The sequence below is a fragment of the Streptomyces sp. NRRL S-1813 genome (genome assembly GCF_000719605.1).
Classification (GTDB): Bacteria; Actinomycetota; Actinomycetes; order Streptomycetales; family Streptomycetaceae; genus Streptomyces; species Streptomyces decoyicus.
The window spans coordinates 89,514-105,162 of record NZ_JOHB01000013.1 but is presented as its reverse complement, the minus strand read 5'-3'; the positions used below and the strand labels follow the sequence as shown (position 1 = coordinate 105,162).

At 69.3% G+C, this 15,649-nt stretch carries 9 protein-coding genes and 1 pseudogene; 5 read left to right on the top strand and 5 right to left on the bottom strand.

What is annotated here, in order from left to right; translation table 11 throughout:
* Positions 1-52: 52 nt before the first annotated feature.
* Together IF67_RS45050 and IF67_RS44305 are read left to right on the top strand one after the other, a co-directional pair.
* Positions 53-172 (top strand): annotated as a pseudogene (locus tag IF67_RS45050) (DUF6243 family protein); the annotation flags it as partial.
* A 175-nt stretch (positions 173-347) separates the two neighbouring features.
* On the top strand, positions 348-737 hold the full coding sequence (locus tag IF67_RS44305) for a hypothetical protein (protein WP_063754369.1): 390 nt from the start codon (positions 348-350) through the stop codon (positions 735-737).
* Between the two features lie 39 nt (positions 738-776).
* Here the strand turns inward: IF67_RS44305 and IF67_RS0120505 are convergent, their stop codons facing one another.
* Entirely contained in the window at positions 777-1,277 is a 501-nt protein-coding gene (locus IF67_RS0120505) for a hypothetical protein (RefSeq protein WP_030987677.1), read from the bottom strand.
* Positions 1,278-1,621: 344 nt separating this feature from the next.
* Between IF67_RS0120505 and IF67_RS0120500 the strand changes: the two genes are divergently transcribed.
* The gene (locus tag IF67_RS0120500) at positions 1,622-2,662 is read left to right on the top strand and encodes a vWA domain-containing protein (protein WP_030987676.1); all 1,041 of its coding nucleotides are present in this window, start codon (positions 1,622-1,624) and stop codon (positions 2,660-2,662) included.
* A 281-nt stretch (positions 2,663-2,943) separates the two neighbouring features.
* Here the strand turns inward: IF67_RS0120500 and IF67_RS0120490 are convergent, their stop codons facing one another.
* Both IF67_RS0120490 and IF67_RS0120485 read right to left on the bottom strand, forming a co-directional pair.
* A complete protein-coding gene (locus IF67_RS0120490; protein ID WP_051818325.1) occupies positions 2,944-3,447 on the bottom strand; it encodes an SMI1/KNR4 family protein in 504 nt (167 codons plus the stop codon).
* Positions 3,448-3,731: 284 nt separating this feature from the next.
* Positions 3,732-6,128: an Orn/Lys/Arg decarboxylase N-terminal domain-containing protein gene (locus tag IF67_RS0120485; protein ID WP_051818322.1), complete on the bottom strand. Its 2,397-nt coding sequence runs from the start codon at positions 6,126-6,128 to the stop codon at positions 3,732-3,734.
* A 372-nt stretch (positions 6,129-6,500) separates the two neighbouring features.
* Between IF67_RS0120485 and IF67_RS0120480 the strand changes: the two genes are divergently transcribed.
* Both IF67_RS0120480 and IF67_RS0120475 read left to right on the top strand, forming a co-directional pair.
* A complete protein-coding gene (locus tag IF67_RS0120480; protein WP_030987670.1) occupies positions 6,501-6,719 on the top strand; it encodes an EF-hand domain-containing protein in 219 nt (72 codons plus the stop codon).
* 1,920 nt (positions 6,720-8,639) lie between these two features.
* Positions 8,640-10,313, top strand: coding sequence for a hypothetical protein (locus IF67_RS0120475; RefSeq protein ID WP_030987669.1), 1,674 nt, complete (start codon positions 8,640-8,642; stop codon positions 10,311-10,313).
* A gap of 280 nt (positions 10,314-10,593) precedes the next feature.
* On the opposite strand, the gene IF67_RS0120470 is transcribed toward IF67_RS0120475, so the two are convergent.
* Together IF67_RS0120470 and IF67_RS0120465 are read right to left on the bottom strand one after the other, a co-directional pair.
* On the bottom strand, positions 10,594-15,051 hold the full coding sequence (locus IF67_RS0120470) for a caspase, EACC1-associated type (protein WP_030987667.1): 4,458 nt from the start codon (positions 15,049-15,051) through the stop codon (positions 10,594-10,596).
* Positions 15,048-15,383 carry an effector-associated constant component EACC1 gene (locus tag IF67_RS0120465; RefSeq protein ID WP_030987664.1) on the bottom strand — a complete coding sequence of 112 codons (336 nt, stop codon included), beginning with the start codon at positions 15,381-15,383 and terminating at the stop codon, positions 15,048-15,050. Before IF67_RS0120465 ends, IF67_RS0120470 begins: the two co-directional genes overlap by 4 nt.
* Positions 15,384-15,649: the final 266 nt, after the last annotated feature.

The window sequence follows — 15,649 nt, the reverse complement described above, 5'->3', positions numbered from 1 at the left end:
CCACCGTTAGACGAACGCACGGACGCCTGCACCGGACGCAGCCCTCAGCCCGCTGCCGCCAAAACCCGGTCACGATCCTCCTCGCGGGCCGAAGCTGTCCCGCGCCGAACGGCAGAACAACGGCCCGCACCGCAACCTCGACTGCCAGGGTGCAGCCGACCAGAAGGGAGAAGGGTGTAACGGGGTTCCGAGACGGGAGTGACCCGCCCGTTCCGGCTACCGATCCCAGGGCATGCCGTGTCGCCTGGTATGCCGCGGCGCGGGCTGCGCGCGGGCGGGTCGAGGACTTCACAGAGCAGGAGTACCCGCAGAACTTCCACAGCGCCGCGATCTGTGATCGGGAGGGCATGCACATCGCTCTGTTCCACGCTCACTACCCGTTGATTGCCTTCGTTGGTGGCCGGCGCTACTGGTACACCGGTCAATTCCAGGAACCTCCTGCCTGGGCCGGCGTCCTCGCCGACGTCGGTTTCGTCGTTTTGAGTGCAGCCCGGCTCCTTTCACCGCTGGTGGAGTCGGACACCTCTGCCCTGTCTGCCGCGGAGCGGCGTCAGATCGAGCGCTGGCGGCCGGAGACCCTGGGTGCAACGCTCTTCAACTCATGGGATTGGCCGGCCTTGATGCCGTCTTGGATGCCGGCCTTCCGCGTACTCCTCGGGCGAGCGGCGGCAGAAGCTTCAACCAGGGCTCCAGCAGGGTTCCCTGAGTTCCCCACGAGGCAGAGCGAGCGCTGGTGAATGCGCGCCGCGGTTGGCGGCTTTCGCCAACCGCGGCGCTCAAGATTGTCTTGGCTTGGTACAGAGGAAACACCCGTCCCAGTGCGGCAGCGCGCTGAGGATCCGGTGTTGTGGGCATGAGGCCATCGCACGTTCCTCCGGTCCGGGGAAGCCTCCGGCGAGGTGAGTGTCGTCAGCCGGTACGAAGGACTCGACCATCGCTGTGAACTGGTAAAGGTAGTCCTGGGCGAAGGAAGGGACGTAACCGAGCTCGCTCCAGCGATGGCGGCTCAACGCCAGTGCGGTGGCGCGCAGCACGAACTCCTTCGAACGGGCACGTCTCCGCGGAGTTGCGCCCCACGCGATGTCTTGCAGGTCGAAGCCGACGGCCCCTCGCCCCATCACATTCTGGTCCTGCAGTGTCAGAAGAGCCGCGAAGCGGTAGTCCCACACATCGTCAGCGAGATCGGATACCGCCAGCATCAGCACGTCGATGAACGCCTCCGTGCCACCGTTGGACAGGCACAGACTCTGTTCCCCACCACCAAATACTTTCCCCACCGGGCCACGGTACGACGCTCAGTGCTCCGGAGGTGTGCTGGTGGAGGGAGGCGTCGGCTGATTTGCGCGGCGGTAGTGGGCCGGGTCGGTGGCGGGCGTGGCGCCTTGGTGGAGCGTGGTGCGGTGTGGGGGCTGGTTTCGTGTCACCTGCGGGGCCGCGGTTCAGGCTGGTCGGCTCTCTTCTCGGACGGTCCGCTGTCGCGGTCCGGGTGATGGTGCTGGGCGTGGGTCTTTGGTCGTGGGGAGTGCGGATGTTTCGGGGATGCTCCGCCTGGCTCCAAGATCGATTGTCAGTGGTGGGTGAGACGATGGGTGCATCGAGCGGGAAAAAAGGGGGAGCAGTTATGTCCGGAAGTCAGAACTACATCAACCACGTTGCTCTTGTGTTGGATGCCAGTTCGTCCATGTCGCACCTGAGCCGGAAGGTCGTCGAAGTCGCCGACCAGCAGATTTCGTATCTGGCCCGCCGGTCGAAGGAACTGGACCAGGAAACCCGCGTTACGGTGTATGTGTTCGCGGACAAGGTGGAGTGCGTCATCTACGACAAGGACGTGCTGCGCATGCCATCCCTGAAGCAGTTGTACCGGGTTGGTGGAATGACGGCTCTGCTGGCGGCCACGCTGAAGTCGCAGAAGGAGCTGGCGCAGACAGCTCAGCTTTACGGTGACCACAGCTTTCTGACGTTCGTGCTGACTGACGGGCAGGAGAATGCAAGTCATCGCTGCCCGGATGTCCCTGCCGGGGATCCGCGTGAACTGGTGCAGGCCGTGGGTCAGATGACCGAGACGCAGGCGGACAACTGGACGCTGGCCGTTCTTGTGCCGGACCAGATGGGTAAGCGCGAGGCCATGCAGTGCGGTTTCCCGAAGGACAACATCGCCGTCTGGGACGCCACGAGCACACAGGGTCTGGAGGAGGCTGGGCAGGTCATCCAGCAGGCAACCGAGAAGTTTATGGTGGGGCGCACTCAGGGCATCCGGGGGTCGCGGGCGGTGTTCTCTACGGGTGCTGAGGCTGTCAACAAGGACACCATAGAGGCGGCCGGCCTCACGCCGGTGAATTCGTCCGGGTACCAGCTGATTCCGGTGGCTCGCGTAGCGACGATCCGGGAGTGGGTCGTCGAATGCGGACACACTTTCCGTACCGGTTGTGCGTTCTATCAGCTGAGTAAGTCGGAGAAAATCCAGGCGCGGAAGCAGATTGCGGTGCTGGAGAAGAAGACGGACCGGGTGTACGCGGGGCCGGAGGCCCGAGCTCTGCTCGGGCTGCCGGACGAGGAGACTCGCGTCAAGCCGGACCATAATGACGACTTCACGATCTTTGTGCAGAGCACCAGTGTCAACCGGAAGCTGGTACCGCATACACGGCTACTGCTGATGAACTGACGTCTGGAAAGCCCCGCCGGTCCAGCCGGCGGGGCTTTCAGCTCAGGCCTGTGAAGGCGAGTTCGTCCGGGTGAAGCCGTTATTCGACGGCTTGCGGCCGCCTCGCCGGCTGAGAGGCCAGTGGGGGCGGTGGTGGTGTGGTGGTGGGAGCAGGTCTTCGGGCTACGCATCTGCGTCCTTCGGATGGCCCGGCCTGGCCGAGCGAGCGAGCAGCTGGCTGGCAACCTGCGGGGCTGATACCTCGGCAGACGCCATCTCCGTTGGTGCTGAGACCGTGAAGTTCAGCGCTGGCTGGCCACAGCTGTCTGCCGGACTGATCTGCCCCGGCCCGGCCGCCAGACATTGATCAAAAGCCGGAGGAAGATGCCGCAGCCCTCTTCGGCCAGCATGAGCGTGCCCGGGGTCAGGTCGTCGACCGGCGTGCCGGTCCGGCCGGGCAGGGGTTCGGTGAGGGGGAACGGTGTGGCGAGTCGGCCCGGCAGCCGGTCTTGTTCCCATTCGTCGTCCGCGGCCCACTCCTCGCCGGCCTGTGGACGGGGGGCGGTCAGCGGCATCAGGCCGTGACCGGGGCCGGCTGGGCCGTTGCCCACTTCCGCGACGAAGGACCGGTAGGCCGGGGGAAGTTCGATGCCGTGGGCTTCCTCGAACGCCCTGATCTGCGCCTGGGGCAGCGGCGGCGCCAACTCGTAGCGGTGTGTGTCCGCCCCGAAGCACGCCCGCTTCGGGTCCCGTGCTGCCATCTGCCGTATGCGAGCGCGTACGGCGCTCTGGTCCCAGCTCTCCATCCAGCGACCGTAGCAACGAGGCCGGTGCCGGTTCTCCGCACTGTGCGCACCGGGCCCGGCGCAGCAGGCAGCGGGCAGCGGGCAGCGGGCAGGACACGGGTCGGCTGCCGCACCGGCGCGGGTGGTCCTGGCGATGATCGTGAGCGTCTGTGGGGAGCCGTACGCCTGCTGCGGCTGCGGCGGCGGCCGGCCGACTGCGGCTGCGGGGAGCGGCGGCCGGGACTGCGGCTGGGGGTAGCGGGGGGACCTGGTGTCTTGGGGTCGGACTGCGGGGCCGACTGGGGTCAGTCCGGGGGCAATTGGGGGCTGAGGGGGTTCGGGGGCGGGGTCGTGTGGTGTTCTGCGGCTGTGTGGCCGGCCTGCTGGGCGGGGAGGGGGCGTACGCATTCGATGAGGTAGTCGCCGGTGTCCGGGGCGAGGGTGACGCCGTGGGTCTCGCTGCGGAAGCCGGGGAAACGGCGATCGAAGGATTCCAGGGCGGTCAGGTAGCGCAGCAGCGGGCCGTCGGGGGTGCCGGTGTTTTCGCCGGGCATCAGGACGGGGATGCCCGGCGGGGTGACGGTGACCATGGCGGCGGCCACCCGGCCGGCCGCGTCGGTCAGTCTTACGCGCTCGGTGCCGCCGCGGATGAGGCGCTGGTAACAGTGCCGGGGCGGGGTGACGGGCTCGGGCAGATCGTGGAAGGCGGCATCGAGCAGCTCGACCAGGCGGGCGTCGCGCAGGTGGTGGTGCATCTGCCGGCACAGGTCGCGCAGGCTCTGGCCGGTGTAGCGGTGGGGGTGGGCGGCGACCAGGTCGGGCAGCACGCGCTCCAGGGGTGCGTTGTGGTCGTGGAGCGTTTTGAAGTCCATCAGGGCGTCCATCAGGGTTCCCCACTTGCCCTTGGTGATCCCCATGGAGAAGAGGATGAGTGTGGTGTAGGTGTCGGTCTTCTCCACCACGATGTTTCTGGTGGCCAGGTAGGCGGTGAGGACGCGAGCGGGGATGCCCTGGTCGGACATCTGCCCGGTGGCGTCGATGCCGGGGCAGGTGAGGGTGACCTTGACGGGGTCGAGCAGGCAGTATCCCTCGGTCAGGCCGGTGAAGCCGTGCCAGCCGGCGTCGGGCTCCAGCTGCCAGCAGGAGGGTTCGGTGCGCAGCAGTTGGGGTGGTGCGTCGGCGAAGGGCAGACGTTCGCCGGTGGCCGGGTCGGTCACGGTCTCGGGCTGCCAGACGCCGAAGAACCAGTCGGGCCGGTCGTCGGCTGCGGCGATGCGCCGGGCGACGCGTACGACGCTCTGGCGGAAGCGGATGGCTTCGGTGACGGCTTCGTCGATGAGGCAGCGGCCCTGGGGGCCGTCCATCATCGCGGTGGCCACGTCGAGGGAGGCGATCATGGGATACAGCGGTGAGGTGGTGCCGTGCATCATGAACGCCTCGTTGAACCGTTCGTGCTCCACCGGTGCCCGGGGGGCGGGTTTGATGTGCACCATGGCGCTCTGGGAGAGGGCGGCCAGCAGCTTGTGGGTGGACTGGGTGGCGAAGACGGTGGGGCGTTGGGGGCCGGGGAAGGTGTCGGGGCCCACTGCCATGGCGTAGCGGCCGGTGTAGAGGGGGTGGAAGCGGGCGTAGGCGAACCAGGCTTCGTCGAAGTGGAGCCGGGGGGTGCTGGGTGCGAGGGCCTGGGCGACCTGGAGGGTGTCGTAGCACAGGCCGTCGTAGGTGGAGTTGGTCAGCACCGCGTACTGGGCCTGGGGCGAGACGGCGCCCTGGGTCAGGGGGTTGCGGCTGGTGCGGGAGGCGACCGAGGGTGGCTGGATCTCGGCGGGTGGCAGGGGGCCTGCCAGTCCGTAGCCGTTGCGGGTGGGGACCAGGTAGACCGGCCGGGCTCCGGAGAGGACCAGGCCGTGCAGCACCGATTTGTGGCAGTTGCGGTCCACCAGTGCGATCTCGTCCTGGGTGACGCTGAAGTGACCGACCATCCGGTCGCAGGTGGAGTCGCCGTGGAGGACGAAGTAGGTGCGGTCGGCGCCGAAGACGCGGGCGGCGTTGCGTTCCGCCGCGCCGATGGGGCCGGTGTGTTCGAAGAGGGAACCGAGTTCGGCGACGGAGATCGACAGGTCGCTGCGCAGCAGCCGTTCTCCGAAGTAGTCGTGGAAGGCCCGGCCGACGGGGGACTTGAGGAAGGCGACCCCGCCGGAGTGGGCCGGGGTGTGCCAGGAGTACTCGTGTGCGTGGTCGAAGCGGCGCAGGGCCTTGAAGAACGGTGGCAGCAGGTTGTGCTGGTAGCTGCGGGCGGCGCCGGCGATGCGTCCGGCGATGAAGGGGGCGGTGTCCTCCAGCGGCCAGATGTAGCCGATCACCCCTTCGGCCACCCACAGGGGCAGGTGTTCGAGGTCTTCGCCGGCCGTGACCAGGAAGACGGGGAGGTGGTGGAAGCGCCGGCCGGCGTGGCGCAGTACCGCGGCGCCGCCTGTTTCGTCGCTGTCTGCGGCGGTCTGGGGAAGGTCCCAGTCGATCACGGCGGCGGCCAGGCCTGCCTCGGTGCGCAGCACTGCCTGGGCGTCGCCGGCGGTGGTGGCCCAGCGCACGTCGAGGCCCCGGGTCTTGAGCTCGTTGCGGATGGTGCGCAGTTGCTCGGCGGTGGTGCCTTCGCTGTGCGGGAGCTCGCGTAGCGCGAACAGAATCGTCCCGTCGGTCATAGTGGCCCTTTGCTCTGCGCGAGTCGGTGAGGTCTGCTGTGTGCGTCGTGCGTGCTGTCCGAGAGGCAACCGGTGTGTGCGTCATGCGTGCTGTTTGAGAGGCAACCGGAAGATCGCCGGCAGCGGCCCGGTGACGGGGCGAAACCACTCCGATGAGGGAAACGCCGTATCTGACGGTGGTGTGTGAGCGTGGTGGCGGCGGGCTTCGGCGGGCCGGTGCGCGCTGAGGGCTACTGCCTCCGCGGCAGGTCCTGTTCCTCCGGCGCCCGGAACGAGCTCGGTCCGCACAGCCAGGCAGTGGGCGGCGCCCGCTTGCTCAGGGCGGAAGGATAATCTGGGCCCGTCAGCGAAGATCACAGAAGGGCGGAGCACATGGCAGACATCATGGAGACGGCGGCGCGGAAGGTCTTCGAGCGCTACGACATCGACGGGGACGGCCAGGTGACCGCGGACGAATACCGCAAGGTCGTGGCGGAGTTGGAGGGCTCGCAGATCACCGAAGCGCAGGCCCAGGAGCTGATCGACTCACTCGACACCAACGGCGACCGCCAGATGTCCTTCGAGGAGTTCTGGGCCGCCATGAAGGGCTGACCCTGCCGGACCCGACACGTGACGGTGTGCCCCGGGCGGTGCGGCCGCCGCTTCCCACCATCTCGTGGACCGTGGACGGCTCACAGCGAGGCCACGCCCGTACTCCCGCAAGAGCTCTGGCCCGAGCAGGACTGCAAGGGCTTGCAAAGGCTGTAAGGGCCAGGAGAGCGAGTGGGATGTACACGAGGTGAGCAGCGCGCAGGGACCGTCCTGATGTCCGCCTTGCCGCATACGGGACGGCGGCGCTGCAACAGCTGTGACGACGACCCGGAGCCCCGGCTGCCCAGTAGCCACAGGTGGGTGGTTGAGCCGGCCGAACACACCAGTACGCGAAGGCCCCGGGTCCTTATGAGCCCGGGGCCTCGTGCTGTCAGCACCCGGCACGGGAAGGCAACCACGAAGACAACCCAGGCCCGCGACGAGCACCATGCAGCCGACCCTCCCGGTGAAGAAACTGCCGGCCGGCCGGTGAGGGTGCTGCCGGCGTCGATGACAGTCCGATGCCCCGGACAGGAGTCGAGCAGCCGGTCCCCGCGCGCAACTGCGCCCCGCCTGACTCGTCAACGCGCGCCCCTGGCCGGTCCCGCTCACGCTGCACGACCCGCACGATCCGGCGGAGACGGCCTGACCGACCAGCACCAGGCCACGGCCCAACCTCCCGCGGAGCCGGCCGCGACGCCCGGCCACCCCGGCGCACTCTCTCCACGCACACGACCAGCCGGTCTCCGCCACACCCACCCTCATCGCGTCACGCTGGCAACGACCACCAGCAACGCCCCCAGCGACGGCAGCAGCCGCCATGGCAGCAGCAGCGGCAACGGGCAGCAGACGGCGGACGGCGGACGGCGCCAGCACCGTGGCGCATCACACTCCCCCTGCCTCAGCGAGTCAGGAGTGCAACGCGAGCGGTGTTGCAGGGCCGCATAGCGGGCCGTGCCGCTAGGCCAGCGAGGGGGCTGGACAGGAGAACACCAGCCCTCGCCCACTGGCCCGCTGGCCGGGTACCAGGCAGTCTGCCCGGCCACCCTTACCGCCCCCCACGAGTCCGGAAGCCTCCTAGCCCACCCACATCCTGCCCTGCCCCCTCCCGCCAGCCACAGACCGCAGACCCTCAGCAGACAATCCAGCCCGAGCTGAAGGCCGGTGGCGCTCTGACGGCAATCCTCGGCGTGGCACCCGAGCAGTATCCGGGCCCCGGCCACACCCGGGCTACAGTCGAACAGACTCCCCGGGAACCGTCCACCACGAGCAGACGGCCCTCATCAAGGCAACGGGGTGCGACGTCCGCCCACCACGACACCTGCCCTGCACGGTCAACAAGCAGCCAGCCCGCACGAAGGCGGCGCCGACCGAGCCGGCTCAACGCAAGGAAGGAGGAGAGGCCCTGGACCCGCGTGTACAAGACAACAGCGTGCTCGACACCCACGCCATGCACCCCTCCCCCACCGCCGGCCCCGGTCCACCGCCGGAAATGCCCCTGCGCCAGGAAGCCGGACGTGAACACCCGGTACATCAGCTCCCGCCAACACGGCGCGCCGGCGCCCGCGGGCTGGAGCCGACCCGGTCACGCGGCGCGTGCTGGAGAGCCACGCCGCACCCCGACGGGACAGACCCGGCGCGCTCCCGGCCGGCGCCGCTCGTGCCGGGACCACCAGCGAGGCCACACCTGCCGGCCTGGCCGCAGGCACGCCTGCGGCGCGAGCACCGGGGCGCCTCCACGTGCCGGCAGCACACTACGAGGCCCGTGGGTGCCAGACCCGTCTGCGCCAGCGGTGAGCCGCAAGAAGTCGCTGCGGCCGGCTCCGGTCCGAACGCGGGGCCGGCCCGCAAGCCCCGGCTGCCTGCGCACCGAGCCCTCAGCGCTCAGGGCTCACGCTCAGCGCCGGCTGTCGTCGCGTCACATCCCTTGCAGGAGACCCCATGGACTACTTCGACGTCGGGACCTTCACCCGGCCCGTATCGACGCGTTCGCCCCAAGCACAGCGCTGGTTCGACCGTGGCCTCGTATGGAGCTACGCGTTCAACCACGAAGAAGCGGTCACCTGCTTCGAAACGGCGGCGGCCGCGGATCCCGGCTGCGCCATGGCCTACTGGGGCATCGCCTACGCGCTGGGCCCCAACTACAACAAGCCCTGGGATTTCTTCGACGACGCCGATCTCCAACACACAGTGGAACGGGCACACACCGCCGTCGAACAGGCCCATGCACGGTGCGAGGAGGCCACGCCGGTCGAGCGCGCACTCATCGAAGCACTGCGCCGGCGCTACCCCGCCCCACACGCCGCGCAGGACTGTTCCGCGTGGAACGAAGCCTACGCCCAGGCCATGCGCACCGTATACGCACTCGCACCCGACGACCTGGACGTCGCCACCCTCTACGCGGACGCGTTGATGAACCTCACCCCGTGGAAGCTGTGGGACCTGCGCACGGGCGAGCCCGCCGCCGGCGCGCGCACACTGGAGGCGAAAGCCGTCCTCGACCGCGCGCTGCTGACCACGGCCGGCACCGAACACCCGGGCACACTGCACCTGTACATCCACCTGATGGAGATGTCGCCGACCCCGGAGAAGGCCCTCGCGGTCGCCGACCGGCTGCCAGGACTGGTCCCGGACGCGGGCCACCTGCATCACATGCCCTCCCATCTCGACGTGCTGTGCGGGGACTACCGGCGGGTCGTCTCGGGCAACAGCGACGCGGTCAAGGCCGACGAGAAGTTCCTGCGGCGAGCCGGCGCGATGAACTTCTACACCCTGTACCGCGCGCACAACTACCACTTCAAAATCTACGGCGCGATGTTCCTCGGCCAGTCCAGGACAGCGCTGGAGACCGCCGCGCAACTCGAGGCGTCCGTCCCCGAGGAACTGCTGCGCGTCCAGAGCCCGCCCATGGCCGACTGGCTGGAAGGCTTCCTCGCCATGCGGGTGCACGTACTGATCCGCTTCGGCCGGTGGACGGACATCCTCACGCTGCCGATGCCCACCGACCCCGAGCTGTACTGCGTCACCACCGCGATGCTGCACTACGCACGCGCAGTTGCCTACTCCGCCACAGGCGCGACCACCGCAGCCGAGACCGAACAAGAACTCTTCCGCCACACCACCGCACAAGTCCCCGGGACACGGATGCTGTTCAACAACACCTGCCGGGACATCCTGGCGATCGCCTCCGCCATGCTCGACGGCGAGCTCGCATACCGCAAAGGCGCCTACGACACCGCGTTCACCTGCCTGGAACGCTCCATCGAACTCGACGACAACCTGCCCTACGACGAACCCTGGGGCTGGATGCAGCCGACCCGCCACGCCTACGGGGCGCTCCTGCTGGAACAGGGCCGGACCGAAGAAGCCGAAGCCGTCTACCGGGCCGACCTCGGACTCGACCGCACCCTTCCCCGAACTCTGCAACATCCAGGAAACGTCTGGGCCCTCCACGGCTTCCACGAATGCCTCGTACAGCTGGGCAGGACAGCAGAAGCCCGCATCGTCGCCCAGCAACTCACCCTGGCCACCGCACTCGCGGACGTACCCGTCGAAGCATCATGCTTCTGCCGCCTCAAAACCACAGACCCGGACAGCAGCAACCACCCCGACTGAACCGCGAGGACCTGCGCTCAACAGATCCTCGCCGGCCTCCTGGCCTGCACACACCCACGCTGCCGCCGCCGGCCCGAGTCCGTCATACGCCACAGGGAGCTTCGTCATGCTCGGCGCCCTCCGTTGTCGGCGAAGTGCGTCAGGTGAACGATGCCCGGGGCGAGTACGACCCCTGACATCTCGCTGACCTGACCGGAGACTCCGGGCTACTGAACCGGCACTCGTCTCGGGTACGACTACATGTGTCCCGGTGTCGGCAGGAGTGGCTGAGCTGCGCCGCTCAGCCACCGTTCTCGTCCGCGGATGAGTCCGGGCAGCTTTCCATGTACTCAGCCTCCGGTACGCGCTCCTCCCACTCTTCCCGGGTGAAGCCGTCGCCCGCAGCCCGGCAGGCCATGCCGAGGGTGTCGGCGGCGATCTCAGGGTAGTCGCCGATGTCGACGACGTTCGCGTAACCCGCACTCGATGTGATCATCGTCCGCCCGTGCGGTCCGCCCAGGACCACCTCGTCGACGCCCTTGAGGTGGCGGCTGAACGTGAATGCCAGGTGCGGCCGTTCGGGGTCGGCTACGCTCCACACGCGTACGGCGCCGTCCTCCCCCGCCCCGGCCAGCAAATCGCCGTCGGGATGGTAGGCGAGTCGGGCGAACTTCTCTCTGATCGACTCCGTCGGCTCGGTCTCGCCCAACGGGCGTGCGCTGTCCGCATGTTCGGCGTCCCACAGATGGACACCGGTATCGGGCTCCGAGATCGGGGGCACTGCGGCGACGGCCGCCACCACGTTCCCCCGGGGAGAGAACGCCGCCGTCGAGCCACCTTGGTAGAAGTGATCGCCGGACAGAAGCGCCGTCTTCCCGGTGCGCAGATCCCACAGGCGTAGGCTCGTCCCCGCGAGCAGGAGTCGGTGGCCGTCCGGGCTGAAGGCGACGTCCTCCACGCGGGGATCGGCACGGGATGCGGTCAAAGCGGGGCGGGCGGGGTTGGACACGTCCCAGACCTGTACGTGTTTGCGGTCGCTGACAGCAAGCAGCCGCCTGTCGGGGGCGAAGGCAAGCGAAGGCCCCAGCGCACCTTCGTTGTTGCCGCGCAAACTGCCGGCGATGCGTGGGCGGGCCGGGTCGGAGACGTCCCAGAGGGTGACCCTCCGGTCGTGGTTCATGGCCGCGAGCAGGGTACCGTCGGGGCTGAAGTCGATGTCGGCGAGGACGTCACCGGTACCGATGCTGGTACCACCGCCGACCAAGTCGTAGCGCTCCTTCACCGGGTTGCTCAGTTTGGCCAGCCGTCGTGGCTCGGCAGGGTCGGCCAGGTCCCACAGACCGATCCGAGCACCCCGGGCAACGGCGAGTGTCGTGCCGTCCGACGCCAACGCGAGCTCGTCCGCGTCCGGCAGCACGTCCAGGACTCGAGGCCGGTGAACGTCGGCAAGGTCCCAGTGGATGGCCTCGCTGAAGCTCACCGAGACCAGCGAGTGTCCGTCGGCGCCGAACCGCGTTGCATCGACGAACGATGAGTGCCCGTACAGGCGGGCCTCCATGGTCATGTCCCGCGGATCGCCGACGTCCCACACGGCGACCGTCTTGTCCCAGCCTGCGCTGGCCAGGCGCCGGCCGTCCGGGGAGAAGTCGAGGGAGCTGACCCTGTCGGTGTGGGCTGTCTGTTCGTCGCGGACTGTCGGCTTGCCGGGCGAGCGGATGTCGATCAGTTTGACCACGCGGTCGTTGCCCGCCGCCAGCAGATCGCCGTCCGGGCTGAACGCCAGGGCCCCGCCGGCGTCCTCCACCATGCCACGGGGCCTGGGTTCGCGGGGGTCCGAGACGTCCCACAGCCGCAGCTCTCCGTGGGTGTCGGCGGTGGCCAGCAGGCGGCCGTCCGGGCTGAACGCCGCCCGGTCGCTCTGCAACAGGTCCTGCATCACCGAGGTGTCCTCGACGACCGGGAGCTGTCGCGGCTTCCGCGGATCACGGACGTCCCACCGGACGAGTGTGCTGTGGTCCACGTACCGGGACCAGCCGATGGTTGCCACCGTGTTCCCGTCCGGGCTGAGCACGACCGCACTCGGTCCGTCGGTCCGGTCCTTCACACCCGTCGCCCGCAGCGTCGCCACCGGACGCAGCCCCCCGTCCCTGGGCAGATCGGCGAGGTTCCACAACCGCACCTCGTCGCCGCACCCGGCTGCGAGCATCCGTTCGCCGGGGCCGCCGAACGCCACCGGCGCCTCCGCGTCGTCCTTCGAGGGACAGGGCAGCCGGGCAAGCGGGGTGCGGGGAACCGGATCGCGGCTGGTGTCCCAGACCTTCAATCGGTCACGTTCCCGTGTCGCCAGCATCCGCCCGCCACGCGCGAGCACCGGATCCGCAGCCGACGTGGGCAGCTCGGAAACGCCGCGGAACGCGCTGTCGGCCAGGGTGTCGAAGAGCGCGCGGCGGGCTTCGGCGCTGGGACGCAGGGCGTACGCGGCGAGACCGAGCCGCAGGGCCGCACGGGGGTCGGACGTGCTCAGGCTGTCCGCCTCAGCCAACAGCGCCCGAGCCGTGGCCACTTGCTGCTGTGTCTCCGCGTTGCGCTGCTGCCGCACCGCCACGACTGCGGCGACGATCGTGAGGCACAGGGCGACGGCGACTGCTGTCAGCGCTCGCTTCAGCAGCGTGGTCCGGCGCTGCTCCCGACGTAGTTCACTGCTGGCCTCCGCTTGGCCGTCCGCCAGGAACTCTCTCTCCAGTTCGGTTGGTTCGGACTTCGCTGCAAGCTCTGCCGCCGCCTGGAGCCGGCTTCCCCGGAAGAGAAAGGCCGCGTCACGGCCCGCGGCGTTCCATTCCTCGGCGGCGGTTCCCAGCTGCTGCCGCAGGAGCAGGGTGGCGGCATCCTCCTGGATCCACCGGCGCAGCAGGGGCCAGGCCCACAGCAGTGCCTCGTGTGAGATCTGGACCGTTTCCTGATTGACCGTCAGGAGCCTTTCTGTGGCCAGCTGGTCGCGGATCCGGCTCGAACCGGCCGGCAGCGAGGCGAGCGGGACGCGGTGCCGCAGGATGGCGGCACCGCCGTCCGTGGGGAGATGGACCAGACGCAGCAGCAGCTCACGCATCGTCGCCTGCCCGTCGTCGTCCAGGGACTCGTAGACGCGCCGGGTCGTGATGGCCACCGATTGCCAGATGCCTCCCGTCGCCTGGTATCCGGAGAGGGTGAGCCGGACTCCGCTGCGGCCACGCCAGGTCTCCCGCAGTGCGTGGGCCAGGAACGGCAACGCCGTGGCCGCGTCGTTCGCGGAGCGGCCCGACCTGAGGTCGTCCAGCAGCCGGTCGGTCAGGCCCGGGTCGATGGTCAGACCCACGGTGGCGGCCGGGCCCTCGACGGTGGCGCGCAGCTCCTGCTCGCGCAGTGGCGGGACGGCGAGCTGAGCCCGGGCCAGCGCACGCTCGAGCCCGGGGTGCTCCAGGCAGCTTCCGTAGTGGTCCGCCCGCAGGCCGAGGACAACGCGGGGCCGCCGGCCCGGACCGTTTCCTGTGAGCAGGGAGACGAACGCGGCACGCTCCTCGGGCGCGTCGCACCGCGTGAAGATCTCTTCGAACTGGTCCACCACCAGCAGACCGCAGGCGGGGCGCTCGTGCCGCGGTGCCGGGAAGGAACCATGTGCCAGCTCGGCCCTTACTTCGTCCACGTCCCGTCCGGTGGCTCGGGCCCACGCCTCCGCCAGGGTCCGCATGGGATGTGGTCCCGGGGCCGGCAGCAGAAGCGCCGGGCCCGGCACAGTGGTACGGGCCTCGAGGCCGCCGAGCAGGCCGGCACGCAGCAAGGACGACTTGCCCGCGCCGGAGGCACCCACCAGCACCACCTGGCCACCGTCCGGGATGTCGTCGACCAGCTCCATCAACCGCGCGGTGAGTTCCTCGCGCCCGAAGAAGTGCGCACTGTCTTCCACTCGGTACGGCTGGAGTCCCGGGTAGGGGCACGGCAGGTCCGCGGGCTGCTCGGCCGCCTCGGCCCCGGTGGGGCGCGACCGATAGGCGCGGTTGCGCGCGAGGGTCAGCGAGCCCAGCGTGCCCTCGCTCTGCCGGGCAGGATTGACCCGATCGTCGTCGGCGAACCTCTCGTCGAGCCCGGCATGCAGTCGGTCGGCGGTCAGCCACAGCGGTCCGGCCGGGTCTCCCTCATTGAGCAGTTCGAGCAGCCGGCCGGTGAACAGGGTGTGCCGTTCGCCCTCGGGCGCGAAGGAGAGCGCGTAATGCGAGGCCGACGTGAGCAGGAAGCTCCCCCGTGGCCTGGCGGAGGCAAAGGCCCGACGCACCCCGCCCTCCGAAGGCGGTGCGCCGGCACGTCCGGAGAAGCAGCAGTCGAGGACGACGAGACTGCCGTTGCCCGCGTCACCCAGCAGGTCACTGATGGTGCGGTACGAGACGGCCTGGGCGACGTGCCGGGCGGACCGGCTGGCCCGGGTGGCGAGGTACAGGTCGTCACGCGGACCGAGCAGTCCGTGCCCGACGTAGTAGAAGAGAACGGGTCCGCCACCGGCACCCGCCGCTTCCTCGACCGCGCCGACCACCTGGGCGGCATCGGCGTGGGCCGGGACGCGTTCGACATGTCCGGGCGCCATGCCGCACACGTCGAGCAGGGTGTGCCGCAGATCGTCGAGTGTCGTGTCGACGGAGGGGAGGCCGGGCAGTTCCGACTCACGGACGTGGCCCTCGGTTCCGAACAGCACCGCGCGTGCGCCGGGGGCCGCGAGGCCGCCACCCGTCATGTTGCCCGGGAGTCCGGCGAGTTCCCGTCCCGCGGGTCCTCCTCGTGTGTCTCCTCCTGTGACCCGTTCTGTGGGCCGCCGTCGTCCGGTCGGCGTGCCAGGCGCTCGGCGAGGTCGGCCGCCTCCTGCGGGCTCAGCGCGCGGGCCTGGCGGGAGGAGAGGGTGATCCGGGTGCCGTCGGGGCGGGTCACCCTGATCGTGTGGCTGCTGCGGCGGGTCTGCAGCCACGCCACCAGCGCCCCCGCGAAGACCGCGGCGACACCGCCGGGCTCCAGGACCGCCACCAGGGCGTCCACGGCCGTACCCATCGCCCCCGCCGGCGCACCGTCCACTCAGGCATACCGCCTCCCCCTTAGCGTTTCCTGACCTGCCAAGCGCCGTGCCACCACGGTAGAGCCCACCACTGACAACGAAGCCAAGGAAGACGAACGGCCCTCAGATGAGGAGCCGTTTCTCTAAGACGTCGTTTCGTTTGGATCACCGAGCCCGACGACATCAAGATGCCGCGTCACCGGTTGCGGCCGTGCACCGCTCGCTGCTGTTCGCTGCCGGTAGTTCTCGCGATCAGGCACGTGTGTGGCTCGCCGAGGTGATCCGG